This is a genomic window from Brevundimonas vesicularis NBRC 12165 (assembly GCF_001592205.1).
Lineage (GTDB): Bacteria > Pseudomonadota > Alphaproteobacteria > Caulobacterales > Caulobacteraceae > Brevundimonas > Brevundimonas vesicularis.
The window spans coordinates 1-16,164 of sequence record NZ_BCWM01000013.1; the positions used below are offsets into that span (position 1 = coordinate 1).

The 16,164-nt window shown below is 64.8% G+C and carries 18 protein-coding genes and 1 tRNA gene; 17 read left to right on the forward strand and 2 right to left on the reverse strand.

The genetic code is table 11. The annotated features are described in order from the left end of the window. Positions 1-31: 31 nt before the first annotated feature. Both BVE01S_RS11290 and BVE01S_RS11295 read right to left on the reverse strand, forming a co-directional pair. Positions 32-108: transfer RNA gene (locus tag BVE01S_RS11290), tRNA-Asp, on the reverse strand. Between the two features lie 96 nt (positions 109-204). Further along, the gene (locus BVE01S_RS11295) at positions 205-1,836 is read right to left on the reverse strand and encodes an AbgT family transporter (protein WP_066627582.1); all 1,632 of its coding nucleotides are present in this window, start codon (positions 1,834-1,836) and stop codon (positions 205-207) included. Between the two features lie 205 nt (positions 1,837-2,041). Here BVE01S_RS11295 and BVE01S_RS11300 point away from each other — a divergent pair, with 205 nt between their 5' ends. The 17 genes from BVE01S_RS11300 (at position 2,042) to BVE01S_RS11380 (ending at position 16,157) form a co-directional block, all read left to right on the forward strand. Then, on the forward strand, positions 2,042-2,419 hold the full coding sequence (locus BVE01S_RS11300; protein ID WP_017503999.1) for an NADH-quinone oxidoreductase subunit A: 378 nt from the start codon (positions 2,042-2,044) through the stop codon (positions 2,417-2,419). Then, a complete protein-coding gene (locus BVE01S_RS11305) occupies positions 2,389-3,018 on the forward strand; it encodes a NuoB/complex I 20 kDa subunit family protein (RefSeq protein WP_087119131.1) in 630 nt (209 codons plus the stop codon). The genes BVE01S_RS11300 and BVE01S_RS11305 overlap by 31 nt, the downstream gene beginning before the upstream one ends. Then, positions 3,015-3,644: an NADH-quinone oxidoreductase subunit C gene (locus BVE01S_RS11310; protein WP_055809080.1), complete on the forward strand. Its 630-nt coding sequence runs from the start codon at positions 3,015-3,017 to the stop codon at positions 3,642-3,644. Before BVE01S_RS11305 ends, BVE01S_RS11310 begins: the two co-directional genes overlap by 4 nt. A gap of 86 nt (positions 3,645-3,730) precedes the next feature. After that, entirely contained in the window at positions 3,731-4,909 is a 1,179-nt protein-coding gene (locus BVE01S_RS11315) for an NADH-quinone oxidoreductase subunit D (protein ID WP_088582886.1), read from the forward strand. Continuing rightward, positions 4,906-5,583 carry an NADH-quinone oxidoreductase subunit NuoE gene (nuoE, locus tag BVE01S_RS11320; protein WP_066627590.1) on the forward strand — a complete coding sequence of 226 codons (678 nt, stop codon included), beginning with the start codon at positions 4,906-4,908 and terminating at the stop codon, positions 5,581-5,583. Before BVE01S_RS11315 ends, nuoE begins: the two co-directional genes overlap by 4 nt. Further along, positions 5,583-5,846 (forward strand): hypothetical protein, encoded by a 264-nt coding sequence (locus tag BVE01S_RS11325; protein ID WP_017503994.1) that lies wholly within the window; start codon positions 5,583-5,585, stop codon positions 5,844-5,846. Before nuoE ends, BVE01S_RS11325 begins: the two co-directional genes overlap by 1 nt. Further along, a complete protein-coding gene (locus BVE01S_RS11330) occupies positions 5,846-6,073 on the forward strand; it encodes a hypothetical protein (RefSeq protein WP_066627592.1) in 228 nt (75 codons plus the stop codon). Before BVE01S_RS11325 ends, BVE01S_RS11330 begins: the two co-directional genes overlap by 1 nt. A 2-nt stretch (positions 6,074-6,075) precedes the next feature. Beyond that, positions 6,076-7,389: an NADH-quinone oxidoreductase subunit NuoF gene (gene nuoF / locus BVE01S_RS11335; protein ID WP_039247403.1), complete on the forward strand. Its 1,314-nt coding sequence runs from the start codon at positions 6,076-6,078 to the stop codon at positions 7,387-7,389. A gap of 2 nt (positions 7,390-7,391) precedes the next feature. After that, on the forward strand, positions 7,392-7,781 hold the full coding sequence (locus BVE01S_RS11340; protein WP_066627594.1) for a hypothetical protein: 390 nt from the start codon (positions 7,392-7,394) through the stop codon (positions 7,779-7,781). After that, positions 7,781-9,826: an NADH-quinone oxidoreductase subunit NuoG gene (gene nuoG, locus BVE01S_RS11345; protein ID WP_066627597.1), complete on the forward strand. Its 2,046-nt coding sequence runs from the start codon at positions 7,781-7,783 to the stop codon at positions 9,824-9,826. The genes BVE01S_RS11340 and nuoG overlap by 1 nt, the downstream gene beginning before the upstream one ends. 3 nt (positions 9,827-9,829) lie before the next feature. Further along, positions 9,830-10,903: an NADH-quinone oxidoreductase subunit NuoH gene (gene nuoH, locus BVE01S_RS11350; RefSeq protein ID WP_039247406.1), complete on the forward strand. Its 1,074-nt coding sequence runs from the start codon at positions 9,830-9,832 to the stop codon at positions 10,901-10,903. Beyond that, positions 10,903-11,082, forward strand: a complete 180-nt coding sequence (locus tag BVE01S_RS11355) for a hypothetical protein (RefSeq protein WP_066627601.1) — start codon at positions 10,903-10,905, stop codon at positions 11,080-11,082. Before nuoH ends, BVE01S_RS11355 begins: the two co-directional genes overlap by 1 nt. Then, positions 11,082-11,573, forward strand: a complete 492-nt coding sequence (gene nuoI, locus BVE01S_RS11360) for an NADH-quinone oxidoreductase subunit NuoI (RefSeq protein ID WP_017503987.1) — start codon at positions 11,082-11,084, stop codon at positions 11,571-11,573. Before BVE01S_RS11355 ends, nuoI begins: the two co-directional genes overlap by 1 nt. A gap of 73 nt (positions 11,574-11,646) precedes the next feature. Then, on the forward strand, positions 11,647-12,273 hold the full coding sequence (locus BVE01S_RS11365) for an NADH-quinone oxidoreductase subunit J (RefSeq protein WP_066627604.1): 627 nt from the start codon (positions 11,647-11,649) through the stop codon (positions 12,271-12,273). After that, complete coding sequence (nuoK, locus tag BVE01S_RS11370; RefSeq protein WP_039247409.1) at positions 12,273-12,578, forward strand: NADH-quinone oxidoreductase subunit NuoK; 306 nt, start codon at positions 12,273-12,275, stop codon at positions 12,576-12,578. The genes BVE01S_RS11365 and nuoK overlap by 1 nt, the downstream gene beginning before the upstream one ends. Before the next feature lie 2 nt (positions 12,579-12,580). After that, complete coding sequence (nuoL, locus tag BVE01S_RS11375) at positions 12,581-14,668, forward strand: NADH-quinone oxidoreductase subunit L (RefSeq protein WP_066627607.1); 2,088 nt, start codon at positions 12,581-12,583, stop codon at positions 14,666-14,668. 4 nt (positions 14,669-14,672) lie between these two features. Then, positions 14,673-16,157, forward strand: coding sequence for an NADH-quinone oxidoreductase subunit M (locus BVE01S_RS11380; protein ID WP_066627610.1), 1,485 nt, complete (start codon positions 14,673-14,675; stop codon positions 16,155-16,157). The last annotated feature ends 7 nt before the right edge of the window (positions 16,158-16,164 follow it).

The window sequence follows — 16,164 nt, forward strand, 5'->3', positions numbered from 1 at the left end:
GTGTGCGCCACTCTTCTATTTCTAGAAAGAGTGGCGCGAGTGACGGGGCTCGAACCCGCGACCTCCGGCGTGACAGGCCGGCACTCTAACCAACTGAGCTACACCCGCGTTTCCCGGCCGAAGCGGCTGTGCGCCCCGGCGAGGGGCGTCGTTTAGGCGGGCTGACACATCGCGTCAAGCGACCTTTTCGGAGAAACGCGCCCCTCAGCGCGACGGGGCTGTGGACGGTGCGACCATCGCCGCCTGGGGCGGGCTGTGCGGGCCCGCTACGCCGCCGTCGGCCGGCTCATGGGCCGCCTCGGCGGGAGACGGCGGCTCGTAGTGGACGCCGACGCCCGGCCCCAGCGGCAGGTCGAAGGCGACCCAGGCCGCCACCATCGCTAGACCCGCGACCAGGAAGGCTCCGGCATACGGCAGCATAGTCGCCATCAGCGATCCCAAACCGAATCGTGGATCCCAGCGCTGCGCGAAGGTCAGGATCAGCGGGAAGTAGCTCATCAACGGCGTGGCGATGTTGGTGACGGAATCGCCCATGCGATAAGCGGCGGTCGTCATCTCCGGCGAAATGCCCAGCAGCATGAACATCGGCACCACAATGGGCGCCAGGGCCGACCACTTGGCCGAGGCCGAGCCGATGAACAGGTCGAAGAAGCAGGAGACGAAGACGACGCAGATCAGCAGCAGCGGGGCGGGCAGGGCCAGGGTCTTCAGACCCGCCGCCGCATTGACCGCCAGGATCGGCCCCAGGCCCGACCAGTTGAACATGGCCACGAAGTGGGCGGCGAAGAAGGCCAGCACGATATAGGGCGCCAACTGGGCGATGCCGTCGCGCATCATCGTGACCATGTCGCGATGCGACTGGATCGTGCCGGCTCCCGCACCATAGGCGCCGCCGGTGACGAAGAAGGTGATGGCGAAGAAGGCGACCAGGGACTTGTAGAGCGGATTGAACTTCTGCTCCGGGTCCACCTCGGGATCGACGAACGGCGAGCCCGGTATGAAGGTCAGCATGGCCCAGAGCGAGATCATGCCGAGAAGCGCCAGGCCGGCGAACTTCAGGCCGCGCTTTTCGGCGGCGGTCAGGGGCTGTTTTTCCGAAGCGTTCGGTGCGGCGACGCCCTCTGACGGCTTCCAGACGCCGAGGCGCGGCTCGATCACCCGGTCGGTCAGGAACCAGACGATGGGGGTGAAGACGAAGACGACGCCGACGATGAAGAACCAGTTGCCGGCGATGTTGACCGAATAGGACGGATCGATCAGGCGGGCGGCCGGCTCGGTGATGCCTAGGATCAAGGCGTCGCTGGCGCCGGGAAACAGGTTGCCGGCGTATCCGCCGGACACGGCGGCGAAGCCTGCGGCGAGGCCCGCCAGCGGATGGCGGCCCGCTGCGGCGAAGATGACGGCCGCCAGCGGGATGACCACCACATAGGAGGCGTCCGACGCGTGATGGGACACCATGCCTGTGATCACGACGACAGGCGTCAGTATGGAACGCGGGGCGTTCAGCAGGGCGCCGCGAATGGCGGTGGCGAACATCCCCGTGCGTTCGGCGACCGAAGCGCCATAGATGATGGTGATGACGATCCCGAGGGGCGGGAAGTCCGCCAGGGTGCGGGGCATGCCGATGATCAACTGTTCCAGATTCTCGGCCGACAGCAGGCTCTTGGCGACCAGTTGATCGCCGGTGACCGGATTGACGGCGGACCAGCCCAGGCCGGCGCCGACCATGCTGAGCACGATCAGACCGCCGATCAGCCACAGGAACAGGAAGACGGGATCTGGAAGTCGATTGCCGATCCGTTCGACAGCGTTCAGGGCGCGGCTGGCTAGGCTCATTCGGATGACTTTCGGTTACGCGATCGGCTCGCCAATAGGCCTTTGCAGCCCGGCGACGCGCAAGCGTCGGCCCTGCGACATATGGCGCGCAAAGTTGCGAGCCGTTCTCAATAAAAATCCAATGGCCGCAGGGGTTTGAACGGCGGCGGTCTTGGGTCTAAGAAGCGCCGAATCCCGCCTCTCCCCGGCGGACGAGGTTCTTCGAATGAACGCATTCCTTCTCGAATATCTTCCGGTCCTGGTCTTCGCCGGCGTAGCCGCCTTCATCGGCATTCTTTTCATCGTGCTGCCGCTGCTGCTGGCGCCGAAGAGCCCCGATAGCGAGAAGCTGTCGGCCTATGAGTGCGGCTTCAACGCCTTCGACGATGCCCGGATGAAGTTCGACATCCGCTTCTATCTGGTGTCGATCCTGTTCATCATCTTCGACCTGGAAGTCGCCTTCCTGTTCCCGTGGGCGGTGTCGATGTTCGACCTGTCGCACGCCGGCATGGTCTTCGCCTTCTGGTCGATGATGGTCTTCCTGGGCGTGCTGACCATCGGCTTCATCTACGAATGGAAGAAGGGAGCCCTGGAATGGGAGTAGTCGCCGCTTCCAAGCCCGCAGGCCTGGTGTCCGCATCGGGCGCGCCGCTGGTTCCGGCCGGCGCCGGCGCGCGTTCGACCGTCGAGGGTTATGACCCCAAGGTCCACGACAAGTTCTTCGAGGCCGTGAACATGGAGCTCGGCGAGCGCGGCTATCTGGTCGCTGCCGCCGACGACGTCATCAACTGGGCCCGCACGGGCTCGCTGATGTGGATGACCTTCGGCCTGGCCTGCTGCGCGGTCGAGATGATCCAGATGTCGATGCCGCGCTTCGATGTCGAGCGCTTCGGCATGGCGCCGCGCGCCAGCCCGCGTCAGTCGGATCTGATGATCGTCGCGGGCACCCTGACCAACAAGATGGCCCCCGCCATCCGCAAGGTCTACGACCAGATGCCCGATCCGCGCTACGTCGTGTCGATGGGTAGCTGCGCCAACGGCGGCGGCTACTACCACTATAGTTACAGCGTCGTGCGCGGTTGCGACCGCGTGGTGCCGGTGGATGTCTATGTGCCCGGCTGTCCGCCGACGGCCGAGGCGCTGCTGTACGGCCTGCTGCAACTGCAGAAGAAGATCCGTCGCACGGGGACCATCGACCGATGACCTCTCTGGCTGTTCAAGCGCAACACGAAGCCGCCCTGACGCCGCTGGGCGCCGAGATGGTCGGCGCCCTGGGCGTCGAGGCTCAGGTGGCGTTCGGTGAACTGACGCTGGTCGCGCCGCGCGAGCGGATCGTCGAGGTGCTGACGGCCCTGCGCGATCAATTCGGCTTCCAGCAGCTGCTCGACCTGTGCGGCGTGGACTATCCGGATCGCAAGGAGCGGTTCGAGGTGGTCTATCACCTGCTGTCGATGACGCGGAACGCACGCCTGCGGGTCAAGGTCTCGACCGATGAGACCCAGCCGGTGCCCTCGGTCATCTCGGCCTATCCGGCCGCCAACTGGTTCGAGCGTGAAGCCTACGACATGTACGGCATGCTGTTCTCGGGCCACCCGGACATGCGTCGCCTGCTGACGGACTACGGCTTTGAAGGCCATCCGCTGCGCAAGGACTTCCCGATGACGGGCTATGTCGAGGTCCGCTACGACGAGGAACAGCGCCGCGTGGTCTATGAGCCGGTCAAGCTAACCCAAGAATTCCGCACCTTCGATTTCCTGTCGCCCTGGGAGGGCGCCGAATACCCCGCGCCGGTCCTGCCCGGCGACGAGAAGGCGGGAGGCCAGGCGTAATGGCTGACGGAAACCCCACCCTGCCGCCGCTGGGCGTCGATGTGTTTGAGGACGACCTCGACACCCGCACCGCCCATGCGCGCGAGATGGAAGACCGCAAGTTCACCATCAACTTCGGTCCGCAACACCCTGCCGCGCACGGCGTGCTGCGCCTGGTGCTGGAGCTGGACGGCGAGATCGTCGAGCGCGTCGATCCGCACATCGGCCTGCTGCACCGCGGCACCGAAAAGCTGATGGAGGCGCGCACCTACCTTCAGAACGTGCCGTATCTGGACCGGTTGGACTACGTCTCGCCGATGAACCAGGAGCACGCCTTCTGCCTGGCCATCGAGAAGCTGCTCGGCATCGAGGTTCCGTACCGGGCGCAGCTGATCCGCGTCCTGTATTCGGAAATCGGCCGCATCCTGTCGCACATGCTGAACGTGACGACCCAGGCCATGGACGTCGGCGCCCTGACGCCGCCGCTCTGGGGCTTCGAGGAACGCGAAAAGCTGATGGTGTTCTACGAGCGCGCCTGCGGCGCCCGTCTGCACGCCAACTACTTCCGTCCCGGCGGCGTCCACCAGGACCTGCCGATGGATCTGATCGACGACATCGGCCGCTGGTGCCACGAGTTCCCGCCGGCGCTGAAGGACATCGAAAGCCTGGTCACCGAGAACCGCATCTTCAAGCAGCGCAACGTGGACATCGGCGTGGTGTCCAAGCAGCAGGCCCTGGAATGGGGCTTCACCGGCGTGATGCTGCGCGGCTCGAACATCGCTTGGGACCTGCGCAAGTCGCAGCCCTATGAGTGCTATGCCGAGCTCGACTTCGACGTGGTCGTCGGCAAGAACGGCGACTGCTGGGACCGCTATCTGGTGCGCATCGAGGAGATGAAGCAGTCGGTGCGGATCATGGAGCAGTGCATCCACAAGCTGCGCAACTGCCCCGGCGAGCCGGTGATGGTCGAGGACAACAAGATCGTCCCGCCGCGCCGTGGCGAGATGAAGCGCTCGATGGAGTCGCTGATCCACCACTTCAAGCTCTACACCGAAGGCTTCAAGACGCCCGAGGGCGAGGTCTATGCCTCGGTCGAGGCGCCCAAGGGCGAGTTCGGCATCTATCTGGTGTCGGACGGCACCAACAAACCCTATCGCGTGAAGATCTCGGCGCCGGGCTTCCGCTCGCTGCAGGCGATGGACTGGATGAACCGCGGCCACCAACTGGCCGACGTGTCCGCCATCCTGGGCTCGCTCGACATCGTTTTCGGAGAAGTGGACCGATGAGCGTTCGTCGTCTCGCCAAGGAACAGCCCGCCTCGTTCGCCTTCTCGGCCGATACGACCGCCAAGGCCGAATGGTGGATCAAGAAGTATCCGGAAGGCCGTCGTCAGTCGGCGGTGATCCCGATCCTGTGGCTGGTGCAGAAGCAGGAAGGCTGGGTGTCCGAACCCGCCATCCGCGCCATCGCCGAGCTGCTGGACATGGCCTACATCCGGGTGCTGGAGGTCGCGACCTTCTACACCATGTTCATGCTGGAGCCGGTCGGCAAGACGGCGCTGATCCAGGTGTGCGGCACCACGCCTTGCATGCTGCGCGGCGCCAATGAGCTGATGCGCGTCTGCAAGGAGAAGATCGGTCCCAAGGATCATCTGTCCGCCGACGGCCGCTTCACATGGCAGGAAGTCGAGTGCCTGGGCGCCTGCTCCAACGCGCCGATGGCCCAGATCAACGACTACTATTTTGAGGATCTGACGCCCGAGACGATCGGCCGGATCATCGACGACTTCGCCGCCGGAAAGACGCCCGAGCCGGGCTCCTACATCGGTCGCACCAATGCGGCGCCGGAGGGCGGGGCCAAGACCCTGCTCGACGCGACGCTGTATGACGGCTCGGCCGCCAAGCCGATCAAGAAGCTGCCGAACAGCGACCCCGCGCCGGTCGAGAAGGCGCCGGCCTGATGTCGCCGCCGGATCTGAACACCGAGGAGGGCCGCGCAGCCTACCGCAAGGAGTTGCGCAACGTCGGGCGTCCGCTGCGCGCGGGCGGCCTTGCCATGGTCGTCGGCGCGGCCGTTCTGATCCTGATCTCGCGTCAGGGCGCAGTTGGACCGTGGGCGGTCAATCTCTCCTACTTCATGCTGGCGGCGGGCTGGGTGATGGTCATCGCGGCCATCTGGATGCGCACGCGCCACCACAAGCGCCGTCTGGCGGAGGGGCTGTGATGGCGAAGCAAGCCAAGCCTGTTGATTTCAAAACCTTTTACCTCCTCGGCCTCGCCGATGTGGTCATGGGGTTGGGACTGATCGTATTGACGCTGATGGGTGTCATCCCGGTCGATCTGGACGTCATGATACCCGTGGGCGCGCTGATAGCGGTCATGGGCGTCGGGATCGCGCTGTGGGGACGTAGCATGATGAAGCGCGCGGACACCCGCGGAGATCGGAACTGAAGATGGTCGGCATTCTCGAAGACAAGGATCGCATCTTCACCAACCTGTACGGCTTCCACGACTGGACGCTGGACGGGGCGAAGAACCGCGGCGCCTGGAACGCCACCAAGGACATGCTGGACCTTGGCCGCGACTGGATCATCAACAACGTCAAGGCCTCGGGTCTGCGCGGCCGGGGCGGCGCCGGTTTCTCGACCGGCCTGAAATGGTCGTTCATGCCCAAGGAAGTGAAGGATCGTCCTCACTACCTGGTCATCAACGCCGACGAATCCGAGCCCGCGACCTGCAAGGACCGCGAGATCATGCGCCATGATCCGCACCTGCTGATCGAAGGCGCGCTGATCGCCAGCTTCGCAATGCAGGCCCATGCCTGCTACATCTATCTGCGCGGCGAATACGTGCTGGAGCGCGAGCGCATGGAAGCCGCCGTCAAGCAGGCCTATGAGGCTAAGCTGATCGGCGACGGCAACGTCCACGGCTGGGACTTCCACGTCTATATCCACCACGGCGCGGGCGCCTACATCTGCGGCGAAGAGACGGCGCTGCTGGAATCGCTGGAAGGCAAGAAGGGCCAGCCGCGCCTGAAGCCGCCGTTCCCGGCCGGTGCGGGCCTGTACGGCTGCCCGACCACGGTGAACAACGTCGAGTCGATCGCCGTCGTCGGTACGATCCTGCGTCGCGGCGCCGACTGGTTCGCCAGTTTCGGCCGTCCGAACAACACCGGCACCAAGCTGATGTCCCTGTCCGGCCACGTGAACACGCCCTGCGTGGTCGAAGAGGCCATGTCGATCCCGTTGCGTCAGCTGATCGAGGATCACGGCGGCGGCGTGCGTGGCGGCTGGAGCAATCTGAAGGCCATCATTCCGGGCGGCGCGTCCTGCCCGGTGATCACGCGCGAACAGGCCGAGACGGTCTTGATGGACTTCGATTCCATGCGCGAGGTTCGCTCTTCGCTGGGCACCGCCGGCGTGACGGTGATGGACGAGTCCACCGACATCGTGAAGGCGATCGCCCGCATCAGCTACTTCTTCAAACACGAGAGCTGCGGCCAGTGCACGCCGTGCCGCGAAGGCACCGGCTGGATGTGGCGCGTGCTGGAGCGGATGGCCGTGGGCGAGGCCGATCCGTCGGAAATCGACCTGCTGCTGGACGTCGCCGGACAGGTCGAGGGGCACACGATCTGCGCCCTGGGCGACGCCGCCGCATGGCCGGTTCAGGGCCTGATCCGTCACTTCCGTCACGAGATCGAAGAGCGTATCGCCAACTATCGCAGCCGCCGCGCGAACTTCGCCGGCCACGCGATCGCGGCGGAGTAGAGATGCGCCTCGCCGTCGCCCTGTTGCTGACGCTTCCGATCCTCGCCGCTTGCGGCGAGGGGGAAAAGGCTGCGCCTGAAGCATCGACCAAGCCTGCGACGGCGACTCCTGCTGAAGTAGCGCCTGTCGCGACGGCGGCGGCTCCGGCGAACCTCGAAGCGGCCTGCCGCGACGTGGTGAACCGCATGTATGGCCAGGAAGACGACGCCGTCGTCTTCACCGCCACCGGCGAACGCACGGCCCAGGTGTCGTGGCGCGCGCCGGTCGATGGCGGCAGGCTGGAATTCGAATGCCGGGCGGAAGCCGACGGCGCGGGCCTGTTCCGCGACGGTCAGCCGATGTCCGTGGATGTACAAATGGCGGCTCCCGCCGCCAAGCAAGAGGCCCGCTGATGCCTATCGCCAAGGTCAACGGCGTCGAAACCGAGTTCGAGCCCGGCATGACCGTGCTCCAGGTCGCCGAACGCGCCGGACAAGAGATTCCGCGCTTCTGCTATCACGAGCGCCTGTCCATCGCCGGCAACTGCCGCATGTGCCTGGTTGAAGTGAAGCCTGGACCGCCGAAGCCGCAGGCTTCGTGCGCGCTTCCGGCTGCCGACGGTCAGGAAATCTTCACTGACACGCCGATGGTCAAGAAGGCTCGCGAAGGGGTGATGGAGTTCCTGCTCATCAACCACCCGCTGGATTGCCCGATCTGCGACCAGGGCGGTGAGTGCGACCTGCAGGACCAGTCGGTCGGCTATGGCCGCGACGGCTCGCGCTATTCGGAGAACAAGCGCGCGGTCGAAGAAAAGGCGATGGGTCCGACCATCAAGACCTTCATGACGCGCTGCATTCAGTGCACGCGCTGCGTCCGCTTCATCACCGAAGTCGCCGGCGTGCCGGACATCGGCATGATCTCGCGCGGCGAGGACGCCGAGATCACGACCTATCTGGAGAAGTCGGTCGCCTCGGAACTGTCGGGCAACGTCAACGACCTGTGCCCGGTCGGCGCCCTGACGCACCGCCCGTGGCAGTACCACTATCGTCCGTGGGAACTGAAGAAGACCGAGACCATCGACGTCATGGACGCCCTGGGCTCGAACATCCGCGCCGATTATCGCGGGTCCGAAGTCATGCGCGTGCTGCCGCGCGTCAATGAGGGCATCAACGAGGAGTGGCTGTCGGACAAGAGCCGCTACGTCGTCGACGGCCTGACCGCGCGTCGTCTGGACCGTCCGTGGATCCGTGAGAACGGCAGGTTGCGCGCCGCCTCGTGGAACGAGGCGCTGGACGCCGTCGCCGCCAAGCTGAAGGCCGCGCCGGCCGACCGCATCGGTGTGATCGCCGGCGATCTGCAGGACGCCGAGTCGATGAAGGCGACGCTGGACCTGTTCCGCGCGCTTGGCTCGAACAACACCGACTGCCGCCAGGACGGCGCCGCCCTGGGCTATGGCCCGCGTGAGGGATGGCTGTTCAACTCCGGCCTGGAAGGCATTGAAAAGGCTGACGCCGTTCTGATCGTCGGCGCCAATCCGCGCACCGAGGCGCCGCTGCTGAACGCCCGCCTTCGCAAGGCCTGGCTGAAGGGCGACATGGAGATCGGTCTGATCGGCGAACAGGCCGACCTGACGTTCGACTACGCCTATCTGGGCGCAGGCACGCAGACTCTGGCCAAGCTGCCGAAGTCGGCGCTGGACTTCCTGACCAAGGCCGAGCGCCCGGCGATTATCGTCGGCTCCGGCGCGCTGGGCGGGGAGGGCGGTCCGGCCGTCCTGAACGCGCTCGGCGCCCTGGCCAAGAAGGTCGGGGTCGTCGCTGAAGGCTGGAACGGCTTCAACGTCCTGCACAACGCCGCGTCGCGCGTCGCCGGTCTGGACATGGGCTTCGTGCCGGCTGAGGGCGGCCTGACCGTCGCCGAAATGCTGAAGCCGGATGCGCTGGAAGTGCTGTTCCTGCTGGGCGCAGACGAGGTCGATCCGACTGGCTCGAACGCCTTCCGCGTCTATTTGGGCAGCCACGGCGACCGCGGCGCGCACGGCGCGGACGTGATCCTGCCGGGCGCGGCCTATACCGAGAAGGCCGGCCTGTACGTCAACACCGAGGGCCGGGTGCAGATGGCCGAACGCGTCGTCTTCCCCAAAGGCGAGGCCAAGGAAGACTGGGCCATCATTCGGGCCCTGTCGGCGCGCGTCGATCAGACGCTGCCTTATGACACGCTGGAGCAACTGCGCGCCAAGCTGATGGGCGATCACCCGACCTTTGGCCGGATCGACTATCTGCCCGCGCCGGCGACGTTCGACGTGGCGGCCCTGGGCGCCAAGGGCGATCTGGGCGACCGGGCCTTCGTGTCGGCCGTGACCGACCCGTATCTTTCCAATCCGATAGCGCGCGCCAGCGCGACGATGGCCGAGCTGTCCGCCCTGCGGACCCAGCCGGTCGCAATGGCGGCGGAGTAAGCCATGGACCCCGTTTCCTTCTGGGCCACGCCTCTGGGCTGGACGCTGATCACGGTCGGCCAGGTCCTGCTGATCACGGTCGGCGTGCTGATCGCCGTCGCCTTCCTGCTGCTGGCCGACCGCAAGGTCTGGGCAGGCGTGCAGATGCGCAAGGGTCCGAACGTCGTCGGCCCCTTCGGCCTGCTTCAATCCTTCGCGGACATGATCAAGTTCGTGCTGAAGGAGGTCGTGATCCCGGCCGGCGCGGACAAGGCGGTCTTCATCATCGCCCCGATCATCACCGTCATCCTGGCCTTCATGGCCTGGGCGGTCATTCCATTCGCGCCCGGTTGGGTCGTGTCGGACCTGAACGTCGGCATCCTGTACATCTTCGCGGTGTCGTCGCTGGGCGTATACGGCATCATCATGGGCGGCTGGGCTTCGAACTCGAAGTATCCGTTCCTGGGTTCGCTGCGTTCGGCGGCGCAGATGGTGTCCTATGAAGTCTCGCTGGGCCTGATCATCATCAATGTGATCCTGCTGGCCGGCACCATGAACCTGTCGGCGATCGTCGACAGCCAGAAGGGCATGTTCTGGAACTGGTACGGCTTCGGCGGCGGCGCCGACACCTGGCCGCTGGTGGTGATCCTGTTCCCTATGTCGATCATCTTCTTCATCTCGGCCCTAGCCGAGACCAACCGCCCGCCGTTCGACCTGCCCGAGGCCGAGTCCGAACTGGTCGCCGGTTATCAGGTCGAATACAGCTCGACGCCGTATCTGCTGTTCATGATGGGCGAGTACGTCAACATCGTCTTCATGTCGGCGATGATCAGCCTGCTGTTTTTCGGCGGCTGGAACCCCGGCGTGCCGCAGGCCTGGATGGATGGGCTGCCGGCCTGGATCGCCTATACGATCTATCTGCTGACCTTCATGGCCAAGACGGTCTTCTGGTTCATCATGATCTCGATGGTGAAGGCCTTCGTGCCGCGCTATCGCTATGACCAACTGATGCGTCTGGGCTGGAAGATCTTCCTGCCGACGTCGCTGGTCGCGGTCGTGATCGTGTCGGCCTGGCGCGTCTTCGTTGTGGGGTCGTGATGGGCGGCCTCATCATCGGCCTGGGTCTTTTGACGATGATCGCCGCCTGCGCGCCTGACGCGTCGCGCATGCCCGAGTCGAGCTATCAATGGCAGCAACGCCAGGACCGCATCGAACAGGACTGGCGCGCCAGCCAGACCGCTTCCAAGACGACGCCCGCCCCCAAGGATAAGCCCTGATGTTCACCCGTATCGTCCAGGCGACCAAGGGCGCGATGATGCTGGACGTCATCGGCGCCATCGGTCTGTCGCTGAAATATATGGCCCGTCCCAAGATGACGGTGAACTATCCGTTCGAGCGCAATCCGCAGTCGCCGCGCTTCCGTGGCGAGCATGCGCTGCGTCGCTATGCCAACGGCGAGGAACGCTGCATCGCCTGCAAGCTGTGCGAGGCCATCTGCCCCGCCCAGGCCATCACCATCGAGGCCGAGCCGCGCGCCGACGGCAGCCGCCGCACGACCCGCTACGACATCGACATGGTCAAATGCATCTACTGCGGCCTGTGCCAGGAGGCCTGCCCGGTGGACGCCATCGTAGAAGGGCCGAACTCGGAGTTCGCCGTCGAGACGCGCGAAGAGCTGCTCTACGACAAGCAACGCCTGCTCGATAACGGCGACCGCTGGGAACGGCAGATCGCCAAGAATCTGGAACTCGACGCGCCTTACCGCTAAGGCGCATCTCGCTAAACGGGTCGGCGATTCCTGAACGGGGTCGCGGCCGATACGAAAGGGGCTTCGTCCCGACATGCTGCAAGGCATAGCCTTCTATCTGCTGGCGGCGGTCGCCACGGTTTCCGGCCTTCTGGTCGTGACCGCGCGCAACCCGGTGCACAGCGTGCTGTGGTTGATCCTGGCCTTCTTCTCGTCGGCGGGTCTGTTCGTCCTGCTGGGCGCCGAGTTCCTAGCGATGCTGCTGGTCGTCGTCTATGTGGGCGCGGTCGCGGTGCTGTTCCTGTTCGTCGTCATGATGCTGGACGTGGACTTCCTGAAGCTGCGCGAAGGTTATGCGCGCTATCTGCCGCTGGGCGCCATCATCGCCGCCGTGCTTCTGGTCGAGATGATCATCGTCTCGGTCGCCGTGGTTCAGGGCGGGGCCGCTGCGAGCCTGCCGGCGCCGGGCGCGCCGGACGCCAGCGTGACGAATGTCGAGGCCATCGGCCGCGTGCTCTACACGGACTATGTCTACTTCTTCCAGGCGGCCGGGATCGTGCTGCTGATCGCGATGATCGGGGCCATCACCCTGACCCTGCGCCACAAGCCGCACATCAAACGCCAAAACCCCGGCGACCAGGTGAACCGCGACCGTCGCAAGTCGGTCGAGATCAAGTCCGCCGCCACGGGCGAAGGCGTCAGCGCCGAGGAGCTTCTCTGATGATCGGTCTGACCCACTATCTGACGGTCGCCGCGATCCTGTTCACCATCGGCGTGTTCGGCATCTTCGTGAACCGCAAGAACGTCATCATCATCCTGATGTCGATCGAGCTGATCCTGCTGGCGGTGAACATCAACTTCGTCGCCTTCTCGGCCTATCTGAACGAGATCAGCGGGCAGATCATGGCGATGTTCGTCCTGACCGTCGCCGCAGCCGAGGCCGCCGTCGGCCTGGCGATCCTGGTGACCTTCTTCCGTAACCGCGGCGACATCGCCGTGGACGACGCCTCCGTGATGAAGGGCTGAGCGTGACCTTCCATACCCTCGTCATTCTCGGGATCTTCGCCCCGCTGCTGGGCGCGGCCATCGCCGGCTTCTTCGGACGCCGGATCGGCAACATCCCGTCGCAAGCCGTCACGACCGGCCTGTTGTTCTTCTCGTGCGCCGTGGCCTGGACGGTGTTCGGCCAGTGGACCTGGGGCCATCTTGAGCCCTTCACGATCCGCCTGGCGCCCTTCATCAACGTGGGCGACTTCCAGTCGGCCTGGTCGATCCGCATCGACGCCCTGTCGGCGACCATGCTGATCGTGGTCACCAGCGTGTCGTCGCTGGTTCACCTGTACTCCTGGGGCTATATGGCCGAGGACGACAGTCGGCCGCGCTTCTTCGCCTATCTGTCGCTGTTCACCTTCATGATGCTGGCGCTGGTGACGGCGGCCGACTTCATGCAGATCTTCTTCGGCTGGGAAGGCGTGGGCCTGGCGTCGTATCTGCTCATCGGCTTCTGGTTCAAGAAGCCGACGGCCAGCGCCGCCGCCATCAAGGCCTTCGTCGTCAACCGCGTCGGCGACTTCGGGTTCGTGCTGGGGATCATGACGATCTTCTGGATGTACGGCACCATCAACTTCGCCGAGCTGTTCCCGCTGATCGCCACCAAGGCCGGCACGACGTGGGAGTTCCTGGGCGTCCAGTGGTCTGCCCTGGATCTGGCCGGTTTCCTGCTGTTCATCGGCGCCATGGGCAAGTCGGCCCAGTTCTTCCTGCACACCTGGTTGCCGGACGCGATGGAAGGCCCGACCCCGGTGTCGGCGCTGATCCACGCCGCGACCATGGTCACCGCCGGCGTCTATATGGTCTGCCTGCTGAGCCCGATCTATGAATATGCGCCGGGCGCGTCGCAGATCATCGCCATCATCGGCGCCATCACGGCCCTGTTCGCCGCCACGGTCGGCCTGACCCAGAACGACATCAAGCGGGTCATCGCCTATTCGACCTGTTCGCAACTGGGCTACATGTTCTTCGCGGCGGGCGTCGGCGCCTATCAGGCGGCCATGTTCCACCTGTTCACGCACGCCTTCTTCAAGGCCTTGCTGTTCCTGGGCGCCGGTTCGGTGATCCACGGCATGCACCACGAGCAGGACATGCGGAAGATGGGCGGCCTGTGGAAGCTGCTGCCGGTCACCTATGCGGTGATGACCATCGGCACCATCGCCATCACCGGCCTGGGCATCCCCGGCGTCGGCGGCTTTGCCGGCTTCTACTCCAAGGATTCAATCATCGAGAGCGCCTATGCCTCGGCGGCCTCGGGTCACTCGGCCATCGGCCTGTTCGCCTTCTTCGTCGGCATCATCGCCGCCGGTCTGACGGCCTACTATTCGTGGCGCCTGGTCTTCATGACCTTCCACAATAAGCCGGTGTGGAAGGAAGAGGGCGACGCCCATCATGCTGACGACCACGCTTCCCACGCCCAGCTGGAAACCCATTCCGAGCCGGTCGGCGATCATCACGACGATCATGCGCATGATGACCACGGTCATCATGGTCCGCTGAAGCCGCATGAGAGCCCGCTGGTCATGCTGGTTCCGCTGATCCTGCTGTCGGTCGGCGCCGTCGCCGCCGGCTTCGTCTTCGCGCCGCACTTTATCGGCCACCATGAGGGCGAGTTCTGGCGCGGCGCGATCTTCACCGGTGCAAACAACCACGTCCTGCACGAAAGCCACGACGTTCCGACCTGGGTGAAATGGTCGCCGCTGATCCTGACGCTGATCGGCACCGCCTTCGCCTATTGGATCTACGTCGCTCGCGAGGGCATGGGCCGTCGCATGGCCGAGCGGAACGGCGTCATCTACCGCTTCCTCTACAACAAGTGGTACTTCGACGAGCTGTACGACTTCGTCTTCGTGCGCGGCTTCCGCGCCATCGGGAACTTCTTCTGGAAGATCTGCGACGTGAAGATCATCGACGGTCTCGGCCCGAACGGCGCCGCCTGGGTGTCGCTGAAATCCGCCGCTCGACTGGGCAAGATCCAGTCCGGCTATGTCTATCACTACGCCTTCGTGATGCTGCTCGGGGTGGCTGGTCTGCTCACCTTCGCCATCCTCGCGTGGGGAGCCTGATCTCGTGCCCTACATCCTGAGCCTCGTTACATTCCTGCCCTTGGTCGGGGCCCTGGCGATCTTCGCCGCCCGGCTGACGTCAAAGTCGGCCGACGCGACCGCGCCGGCCGCGCGCTGGATCGCGTTGATCACCACCCTGGTGACCCTGGCGGTGTCGGTCGTGCTGGTCGCCGGCTTCGATCCGGCTAACACCGGCTATCAGTTCGTGGAGATGGTCCCGTGGTTCGCGGGCGCCAGCTATCACCTGGGCGTCGATGGGATTTCGATCCTGTTGGTGCTCCTGACGGCCTTCCTGATGCCGATCTGCATCCTGGCCAGCTGGAAGTCGGTCGAAACGCGCGTCGTCGAATACATGATCGCCTTCCTGGTGCTGGAGACGCTGGTCATCGGGGTGTTCACCTCGCTGGACCTGTTCCTCTTCTACATCTTCTTCGAAGGCACCCTGGTTCCGATGTTCCTGATCATCGGCATCTGGGGCGGTCAGAACCGCATCTATGCGGCCTACAAGTTCTTCCTCTACACCCTGCTGGGGTCCGTCCTGATGCTGCTGGCCATGCTGTGGATGGCGCATGAGGCGGGCACCACCAGCATTCCCGAGCTGAAGCGTTTCGCCTTCGATCCGGCTGTCCAGCCGATCCTGTGGCTGGCCTTCTTCGCCTCGTTCGCGGTCAAGATGCCGATGTGGCCGGTTCACACCTGGCTGCCCGACGCCCACGTTCAGGCGCCCACGGCTGGTTCGGTCATCCTGGCAGGTATTCTGCTGAAGCTGGGCGGATACGGCTTCATCCTGTTCAACGTGCCGATGTTCCCGATGGCGTCGGAGATGTTCCGGCCGCTGGTCTTCACCCTGTCGGTGATCGCCATCGTCTATACGTCGCTGGTCGCCTGGCGTCAGACAGACATCAAGAAGCTGATCGCCTATTCGTCCGTGGCCCACATGGGCTTTGTGACCCTGGGCATCTTCGCCGGCAACAACATCGGCATGCAGGGCGCCATCTTCCAGATGATCAGCCACGGCCTGATCTCGGGCGCGTTGTTCCTGTGCGTCGGCGTCGTCTATGACCGGATGCACACCCGCGAGATCGCCTTCTACGGCGGCCTGACGTCGAAGATGCCGTGGTACGCCGCCATCTTCCTGATGTTCACCATGGCCAACGTCGGTCTGCCGGGCACCTCGGGCTTCATCGGCGAAGTTCTGACCATGACGGGCGCCTACAACGCCTCGACCTGGGCGGCGCTGGTTGCAGCCTCGGGCGTCATCTTCTCGGCGGTCTATGCCCTGACCCTGTACCGCGCGGTCATGTTCGGCGAGATCACCAATCCGAAGCTTGAGACCATCACCGACATCGACAAGCGCGAACTGCTGCTGTTCGTGCCGCTGATCGTCGGCACCATCTGGCTGGGGGTCCATCCGGCCTCCGTCCTCGATTACACCGGGCCTGCCGTCGAGGCCCTGACCAGCGCGTATCGCGCCGCGATCGGCGGGTGAGACTTAC

Coding starts and splice junctions, on each gene's coding strand:
- BVE01S_RS11295 (WP_066627582.1), bottom strand. CDS start 1,836: ATGAGCCTAGCCAGCCGCGCCCTGAACGCTGTCGAACGGATCGGCAAT.
- BVE01S_RS11300 (WP_017503999.1), top strand. CDS start 2,042: ATGAACGCATTCCTTCTCGAATATCTTCCGGTCCTGGTCTTCGCCGGC.
- BVE01S_RS11305 (WP_087119131.1), top strand. CDS start 2,389: ATGGAAGAAGGGAGCCCTGGAATGGGAGTAGTCGCCGCTTCCAAGCCC.
- BVE01S_RS11310 (WP_055809080.1), top strand. CDS start 3,015: ATGACCTCTCTGGCTGTTCAAGCGCAACACGAAGCCGCCCTGACGCCG.
- BVE01S_RS11315 (WP_088582886.1), top strand. CDS start 3,731: ATGGAAGACCGCAAGTTCACCATCAACTTCGGTCCGCAACACCCTGCC.
- nuoE (WP_066627590.1), top strand. CDS start 4,906: ATGAGCGTTCGTCGTCTCGCCAAGGAACAGCCCGCCTCGTTCGCCTTC.
- BVE01S_RS11325 (WP_017503994.1), top strand. CDS start 5,583: ATGTCGCCGCCGGATCTGAACACCGAGGAGGGCCGCGCAGCCTACCGC.
- BVE01S_RS11330 (WP_066627592.1), top strand. CDS start 5,846: ATGGCGAAGCAAGCCAAGCCTGTTGATTTCAAAACCTTTTACCTCCTC.
- nuoF (WP_039247403.1), top strand. CDS start 6,076: ATGGTCGGCATTCTCGAAGACAAGGATCGCATCTTCACCAACCTGTAC.
- BVE01S_RS11340 (WP_066627594.1), top strand. CDS start 7,392: ATGCGCCTCGCCGTCGCCCTGTTGCTGACGCTTCCGATCCTCGCCGCT.
- nuoG (WP_066627597.1), top strand. CDS start 7,781: ATGCCTATCGCCAAGGTCAACGGCGTCGAAACCGAGTTCGAGCCCGGC.
- nuoH (WP_039247406.1), top strand. CDS start 9,830: ATGGACCCCGTTTCCTTCTGGGCCACGCCTCTGGGCTGGACGCTGATC.
- BVE01S_RS11355 (WP_066627601.1), top strand. CDS start 10,903: ATGGGCGGCCTCATCATCGGCCTGGGTCTTTTGACGATGATCGCCGCC.
- nuoI (WP_017503987.1), top strand. CDS start 11,082: ATGTTCACCCGTATCGTCCAGGCGACCAAGGGCGCGATGATGCTGGAC.
- BVE01S_RS11365 (WP_066627604.1), top strand. CDS start 11,647: ATGCTGCAAGGCATAGCCTTCTATCTGCTGGCGGCGGTCGCCACGGTT.
- nuoK (WP_039247409.1), top strand. CDS start 12,273: ATGATCGGTCTGACCCACTATCTGACGGTCGCCGCGATCCTGTTCACC.